The organism is Mycobacterium sp. (assembly GCF_035603715.1).
Classification (GTDB): Bacteria; Actinomycetota; Actinomycetes; order Mycobacteriales; family Mycobacteriaceae; genus Mycobacterium.
In genome coordinates this window covers 1-7,196 of the sequence record NZ_DATNJW010000480.1, presented here as the reverse complement: position 1 = coordinate 7,196, position 7,196 = coordinate 1, and the positions used below count along the sequence as shown (strand labels likewise).

Sequence of the window (7,196 nt, the reverse complement as noted above, 5' to 3'; positions counted from 1 at the left end):
CGGGAGGGGCCGGTGGCGCGGGAGGCGCCGGTGGCGCGGGTGCCGGCGTGGGCGCGGCGGTGGTGGCGCCGGTGCCGATTCGGGCCAGCTCGCCGCCGACCGAGACCGTGACGTCCTCTTCGGCGGTGATGCTGATCAGCGTGCCCGCGACTGGTGACGGAATCTCGGTGTCGACCTTGTCGGTGGAAACCTCGACGAGGGGCTCGTCCACATCTACCGCGTCGCCCACCTTTTTCAGCCAGCGAGTGACGGTGCCCTCGGTGACGGACTCGCCGAGTTCGGGCATCAGCACCGGCTGCGAGTCTCCAGACGCACTCGGTGCACTTGCGGCCGGCGCCGCGGGCGGCTGCGGCTGTGGTTCGGGTGCGGGAGTGGCCGCCGGCTCCGGCTGCGGTTCTGGTGCTGCCTGCGCGGGCGGCGGCTCGGCGGGTTGCTCGGTGCCGCCCTGGGTGCCCTCGGCCGAGTCGCCGATCACGGCCAGCTCGCCGCCGATCTCGACGGTGTCGTCTTCGTGGGCGACGATCTTGGTCAGCACGCCCGCTGCGGGCGAGGGAATCTCGGTGTCGACCTTGTCGGTGGACACTTCCAGCAAAGGCTCGTCGAGCTCGACAGTGTCGCCTTCTTGCTTGAGCCAGCGAGTGACGGTCCCCTCAGTGACGCTTTCACCGAGTGCCGGCATCTGAACTGAGAAGGCCATCGCTGTCGACTCCTCGATCGGTCGGTGGGCACGCGTCGACTCTGGCTTACCACAGCGTGGTGTACCGAAGCTGCATCCCTGATTACCGCAACCATCCTGTCACTGCGGCGCTGTCGCCACACACCCAGGGCAAGCCGGTGGCAACTGGGTTCCGCCGCGGTGGAAAGCACCGAAACGGCGACCCGGCGATGTGACTTAGGTCTCTGTCCAACAGAGACGGGCCACGCGTCACTCGGCCAATACGTCCAATAAATTGGACACGAGTTCCAAATAAAAAGATGCGTGCCTTTCTAAAAACCCGAAGCAATCGCGATTTAACGTGATTCGTGTTTTAAAAAGCCGACAAACTGGATATCTTGTTCCTCGTGTATCCAGATGACAGCGGCAAGGAACTTGCCACCGTGCTCTCCTACCTGGCCGGTCGCTCCCTGAGTAGGGAAGAGATCTGGACTGCGATGGAGCTCCCCCGTTCCACGTACTACGACCAGTTGGACAAGGGGACCCTGATCACCGCGGACAACTTACGGGTTGCCGCGGCCAACCTCGGCATCAACCGCGCCGAGTTGCTGACCCGGTACCGGTTCATCGAACCGGAAGAGGTCACTGCGTTAGCTGAAGAGATCCGTGGCGGCAGCACGATGCATGCCGTGGCGGCCGCCGGCGGGGTGAAGACCCTCCAGCAACCAACCAGGATCGCGGAGTGGCGTCCGCGATCGGACGCCCCTCCGCTGTAAATATTTAGCTCTGTATGGGGTACTGCTGTGGCACTTAGCGCTCTCATCATCATCACCCTCGCATCCATCGGCTGGAGCCTCTGGATCCGGCGAGTCACTTGGCACTGCCGGTGGGAGGTCGCCGCGACGCTCAACATCGCTCTGCAGGGTTTCGCGGTGTTACTGATATCGCCGATGTCGGCTGAGACGCTCGGAGTTGCCCTCCACAAGGTCACCGGCGAGTGGAACCTGCAGAACTACATCGGGCACGACTGCTACATCGTCGCGGCCTCCGCGATCGTCTACAACGTGGTCGGTCGGCTTGAAGATGACGACGCGCTGCAGAGGTCGTTCAAACAATGGGTAGAGCGACCGGCGACGTTGTGCATACCGCTGTTGCTGGCGACGTTCACGCTCAGCTATGGCAGCAAGACGTATGCGCGCGACTTCTTCGCGCTACCCACCGACTTCTGGCTGTCGGTGTACTGGGTATTGCTCACGGGAACCCTGGCCTACCTGTTGACGTTCGGCTCGCGCGCACTGCTGGTGTTGCGAAAGGACCCGCGGTCGCGGAACATCGCCACTCTCTATCTGTTCGCCTCGGGCAGCGGCATCGCCGCTTGCGCGGTGCGGATGATCACCGCGCTAGTCCCGCCGCTGCAGGGCACAATCAGCGCCGGGCTGGTCTGGTTCTTCTGCTGTTCGTGCGGCGCCGCTTTCGCCCTGACCTCTGCGCGGTCCTGGCTGCAGAAGGTCAGATGGTTCCAGGGGTCGGCGGTACATGGCTAGCCTGCCGCGCTAGCCGTTCGCCGCGATATCTTCCAGCACCGCAAACATGGTGCGAGTCGGCACACCTGTGGCCCCTTTAGGGGTGTAACCCCAAGGGCCACCGGTGTTGTAGGCCGGCGCAGCGACATCGATGTGTGCCCAATTGACCCCGTCGGCGACGAACTCGCGCAGGAACACCCCTGCCACCAGCATTCCGGCGAACCGTTGGCCGCTGACGTTGGCCAGGTCGGCGACCGTCGACTTCAGGTCGTCCTTCAGCTCGTCCGGCAACGGCATCGGCCAACCATTTTCGCCGACCTGCTGCGAGATCGTGGCCACCCGGTCGCGGAACTCGTCGCTGCCCATCACCCCCGGCGTGCGCGAGCCGAGCGCCACCGTCTGCGCGCCGGTCAACGTCGACGTCTCGATCAGATAGTCCGGGTTGTCCTCGCATGCGCGAACAATCGCGTCGGCCAGGATCAGACGGCCCTCGGCGTCGGTGTTGAGCACTTCGACGGTCGTGCCGCCGTACTGCGTCAGCACATCGCCGGGGCGCTGGGCCGTCGACGACGGCATGTTCTCGGCCATCGGCACGGTGGCGATCACGTCGATCGGCAGCTCCAGTTGCGCGGCCAGTGCCACGGTCGCGATCACCGCCGCCGCCCCGCCCATGTCGGAGGTCATGTAGTGCATCGACGCCGCGGGCTTGATCGATATGCCGCCGGTGTCGAAGGTGACGCCCTTGCCGACCAGGGCGACTTTCTTGGCCTGCTTCGGCTTTTTGGCCAGCCGTGAACCGTGGTGGGTCAACCGCACCAGCCGTGGCAGCCGCGACGAACCCTTGCCGACGCCGATGACACCGCCGTAGCCGTGCTTCAGTAGCGCCTTGTCGTCGAGAATTTCGACCTCGAGTCCAACTGAGTCACCCAAAGTCTTTGCCCGCTTTGCGAATTCGGCCGGAAACAGGTGGCTGGGCGGGGTGTTGACGAGGTCACGGGCGGTGGCGACCGCCGTCGCGACCGCGCTGGCGTGGGCGGCCTGCGCTTTGGCTGCCTTGTCGCTGGACAGCACGGTGATGGTGCGCAGACCCGGATCTTTCGGGGCGGTCTTGTCGGTGCGGAACTCGGTGAAGCGATAGCTGCCCAGCACCAGCCCCTCGACTGTCGCTTCCAAGACTGCGTCGCCCGGCAGTGCGGCCAGGGTGGTGATCGCGGCCTCGGCGCCACTGAGCGCGCGCGCCGCCGCGCCGGCCGCGCGGCGGACCACGTCCGCCGGCCACTCGTCGCGCGGCTTGCCCAGCCCGATGGTCAGCACGCTGGCCACCGGTAGCGACTTCACCACCAGCCGGTGTACCTGCTCGGCGGCGCCGGTGGCGTTCAGCGCGCGCAAGCCGTCCTCGATCTCGCTGACCGCATCTTTCGACAGAAACGGTTCGGCAGCGACGACCGCCGCGCCCGGCTCGTCGTTGACGTCCTCGGGACCTGATGACACCACCGGAACGATCAACACCGCCGATTTCACGCCGCGGCGGGGCAGCGAAGAGGCGACCGAGACAGCGGGGGCCAGGTAACCGGGTTGTGTGCTCACAAATGTCAACCCTAACGATCGCGGGTTTGGGATGCCTGCCGATGCCGCGGACCCGTCCGCATCTTTCGTGTCACAGCCCTGGTCAGGCCTCCGCCCGGCCCAGCTCGTAGGCGATCACCGGAGCGCCGAAACCCTTGAGCTGCAATGGTTCCTGGACGACGGCGGGCCACTGCGGCAATTGCTCGTAGATCTCCTCGGAGGCCAGGATCTGTCCCGGTGCCGCCGCGGCGACGAGCCGCGCGGCCAGGTTGACGGCGTTGCCGAAGTAGTCACCGTTGATGGCCACGATCGGGCCGTAGCCGAGACCGGCGCGGATCTGCAGTCCCGCTTCGTGTGCCCGCGGATGATCGACCAGGTCAAGCGCCGCTTGCGCCAGCCGCTCCGGGTCCGAGCTGACCCACATCACGGCATCGCCGAGGAACTTCACCACCCGCCCGCCGTCGGCATGCACCAGGTCGCTGACCGTGGCGCCGAACTCGCTGAGCATTGTCGACAACTCCGCGGGTGTCAGCTGTTGGGTGAGCGCGGTGAAGCCGGATAGGTCGGCAAACCCGACGCCGCACACCAGACTGGCCGACGGGCCGCTGACCACGCCCTCGATGAAGGTGCGCGTGCTGACGAGATGGTGCCGGTAGATGGCGTCGATCATCGCCCCGATGCGGGGGACGAAGTGCGCGGCCTCGCGGTAGACCTGCGCGGTGGCGAGCTCGTCCCCGGTGAGGCCGAGCCACATTTTGGGTCGACTCGTTCGGATCACCGACGATATCGCCTCGGCCACCCGGGCGATGTTCGCGCCGAGGACCCGCAGGAAGCCGTCCGCGGCGTCGGGGCCCATCTGCATCCTCATCGCCGTCCAGGTCGCCAGGCCGTCGACATCAGCCTGACTCAACGTCGGCGTGTCCGGGTCTGCGATGGTCAGGCCGAGCATGGCCCAGGCGTGTTCGATGTCCTCCACCGCCACGCCGATCGCTTCGGCAGCGGTCCGCAGGGTGTAGGTCGGGGGACCGGACCAAAGCAGGGCGTCCCCGGCGAGCCCGAAGAGGCGGCCGTTGCGTTCGGCCTCGGCCATCTCGTCCATGGTGAAACCGAGGCCCGCCAGGTACTCCAGCAGGCCGGCTCGCGAGCGTGGGTCAGCGATCCCCGCCGCCTGCATGGCGTCGAAGTCCAGGGGATCGACCACCTGGCCAAGTCTGCCAGTCGCGGCTCGCATTAGGGTGAAATGCCTATGAGCGATGACCTCTTGCATGGACCGCTGGACGACCGTCACCGCGCGAACGGCGCCACCTTCGCCGAGTTCGGCGGATGGCTGATGCCGGTGTCATATGCCGGTACGGTCGCCGAGCACACTGCGACGCGCAATGCCGTTGGGCTGTTCGATGTCAGCCACCTGGGCAAGGCGTTGGTGCGCGGGCCCGGCGCCGCGCAGTTCGTCAACTCCGCGCTGACCAACGACCTCAATCGAATTGAGCCGGGCAAGGCGCAATACACGTTGTGCTGCAATGAATCCGGCGGCGTGATCGATGACCTGATCGCCTACTACGTCAGTCCCGACGAAATGTTCCTGGTGCCCAACGCCGCTAATACCGCTGCCGTGGTCGCTGCCCTGAAAGATGCTGCGCCCGCAGGGCTGAGCATCACCGACGAGCATCGGTCCTACGCGGTGCTCGCCGTGCAAGGCCCCCGGTCGACCGAAGTGCTCACCGAACTCGGCCTGCCAACCGACATGGACTACATGGGCTACGCCGACGCGGCGTTCGAGGGCGTGCCGGTGCGGGTGTGCCGCAGCGGATACACCGGCGAGCACGGCTATGAGCTGCTGCCGCCGTGGGACTCCGCCGGAGTGGTGTTCGACGCGCTGCTGGCTGCGGTCACCCGCGCGGGCGGGCAACTGGCCGGTCTGGGTGCGCGTGACACTCTGCGCACCGAGATGGGTTATCCGCTGCACGGCCATGAACTCTCCGCCGACATCTCGCCGCTGCAGGCCCGCTGCGGCTGGGCGATCGGGTGGAAGAAGGACGCATTCTTCGGTCGCGATGCTCTGCTGGCCGAAAAGGAGGCAGGCCCGCGGCGCCTGCTGCGGGGTCTGCGCGCGGTGGGTCGCGGTGTGTTGCGGCCTGACCTGAACGTTCTCGACGGCGATACCACGGTTGGGGTCACCACATCGGGCACGTTTTCGCCGACGCTGAAGGTCGGTATCGCGCTGGCACTGATCGACGTCGACGCGGGTGTGGAGGACGGCCGGCACGTCACTGTCGACGTCCGGGGACGCAGCGTCGAATGCGAAGTCGTGCGCCCGCCATTCGTCGAGCCAAAAACTCGATAGCGCCCGGTTATACAATCGCCTGATGACCAGCGACGTCCTCGAGTTCACGGTGTCACCCGCCGCAAACCCGGCTAGCGACGACGCCCGCCAGGCGATTCTGGCCGATCCCGGCTTCGGGAAATATCACACCGACCACATGGTGTCGATCGATTACACCGACGGTCAGGGTTGGCACAATGCGCAGGTCTGCGCCTACGGTCCGATCGAATTGGATCCTTCGGCGATCGTGCTGCACTACGCCCAGGAGATCTTCGAAGGCCTCAAGGCCTACCGCTGGGCGGACGGGTCGATCGTGTCGTTTCGCGCCGAAGCCAACGCCGCGCGGATGCAGTCCTCGGCCCGCCGGATCGCGATTCCCGAACTGCCCGAGGAGCTGTTCATCGAATCGCTGCGTCAACTGATCGCCGTCGACAACGTCTGGGTGCCGCCGGCCGGCGGCGAGGAGTCGTTGTATCTGCGTCCGTTCGTGTTTGCCACCGAGCCAGGGCTCGGGGTGCGGCCGGCAAAGCAGTATCGCTACCTGGTGATCGGGTCACCGGCGGGAGCGTACTTCAAGAACGGGATCAAGCCCGTAACTGTCTGGATCTCAACGGATTACGTGCGTGCGAGCCCGGGTGGCACCGGCGCGGCGAAGTTTGGCGGCAACTATGCCGCCTCGCTGGTGGCGCAGGCCGAGGCCGCCGAGCACGGGTGCGAGCAGGTGGTCTGGCTGGACGCCGTGGAACGCCGCTACATCGAAGAGATGGGCGGGATGAACCTCTTCTTCGTGTTCGGCAGCGGCGGATCGGCCCGCTTGGTCACCCCCGAGCTGTCCGGTTCGCTTTTGCCGGGTATCACCCGAGACTCACTGCTGCAGTTGGCAACCGACGCGGGGTTCGCCATCGAGGAACGCAAGATCGATGTCGACGAATGGCAGAAGAAGGCCGCCGCCGGTGAGATCACCGAGGTGTTCGCCTGTGGCACCGCAGCGGTCATCACGCCGATCTCACAGGTGAAATACGGCGACGCCGAATTCACCATCGGCGACGGCGAATCCGGCGAGGTGACGATGGCGCTGCGCGACACCCTCACCGGAATTCAGCGTGGCACCTTCGCCGATACCCACGGC

Annotated in this window: 7 protein-coding genes; 4 read left to right on the top strand and 3 right to left on the bottom strand. The window is 66.1% G+C overall.

The window, feature by feature from the left end; translation table 11 throughout:
* The coding region (locus tag VN856_RS19945; protein WP_325692145.1) for a biotin/lipoyl-containing protein at window positions 1-697 on the bottom strand (697 nt) is incomplete at its 3' end.
* 365 nt (window positions 698-1,062) lie between these two features.
* On the opposite strand from VN856_RS19945, the gene VN856_RS19940 reads away from it, so the two are divergent.
* Together VN856_RS19940 and VN856_RS19935 are read left to right on the top strand one after the other, a co-directional pair.
* Window positions 1,063-1,431, top strand: coding sequence for a hypothetical protein (locus VN856_RS19940; RefSeq protein ID WP_325692143.1), 369 nt, complete (start codon window positions 1,063-1,065; stop codon window positions 1,429-1,431).
* A 27-nt stretch (window positions 1,432-1,458) separates the two neighbouring features.
* Window positions 1,459-2,199: a hypothetical protein gene (locus VN856_RS19935; RefSeq protein WP_325692141.1), complete on the top strand. Its 741-nt coding sequence runs from the start codon at window positions 1,459-1,461 to the stop codon at window positions 2,197-2,199.
* A gap of 9 nt (window positions 2,200-2,208) precedes the next feature.
* Here the strand turns inward: VN856_RS19935 and VN856_RS19930 are convergent, their stop codons facing one another.
* Window positions 2,209-3,765, bottom strand: coding sequence for a leucyl aminopeptidase (locus VN856_RS19930; RefSeq protein WP_325692139.1), 1,557 nt, complete (start codon window positions 3,763-3,765; stop codon window positions 2,209-2,211).
* 82 nt (window positions 3,766-3,847) lie between these two features.
* On the bottom strand, window positions 3,848-4,975 hold the full coding sequence (locus tag VN856_RS19925; protein WP_325692137.1) for an adenylate/guanylate cyclase domain-containing protein: 1,128 nt from the start codon (window positions 4,973-4,975) through the stop codon (window positions 3,848-3,850).
* A 15-nt stretch (window positions 4,976-4,990) separates the two neighbouring features.
* Here VN856_RS19925 and gcvT point away from each other — a divergent pair, with 15 nt between their 5' ends.
* Window positions 4,991-6,088 (top strand): glycine cleavage system aminomethyltransferase GcvT, encoded by a 1,098-nt coding sequence (gcvT, locus tag VN856_RS19920; RefSeq protein ID WP_325692135.1) that lies wholly within the window; start codon window positions 4,991-4,993, stop codon window positions 6,086-6,088.
* A gap of 22 nt (window positions 6,089-6,110) precedes the next feature.
* Window positions 6,111-7,196: branched-chain amino acid aminotransferase (locus VN856_RS19915; protein WP_325692134.1), on the top strand; the 1,086-nt coding region annotated here is incomplete at its 3' end.

Excerpts from the sequence above, each read along its gene's own strand:
- VN856_RS19925 (WP_325692137.1), bottom strand. The coding sequence starts at position 4,975 with ATGCGAGCCGCGACTGGCAGACTTGGCCAGGTGGTCGATCCCCTGGAC.
- gcvT (WP_325692135.1), top strand. The coding sequence starts at position 4,991 with ATGAGCGATGACCTCTTGCATGGACCGCTGGACGACCGTCACCGCGCG.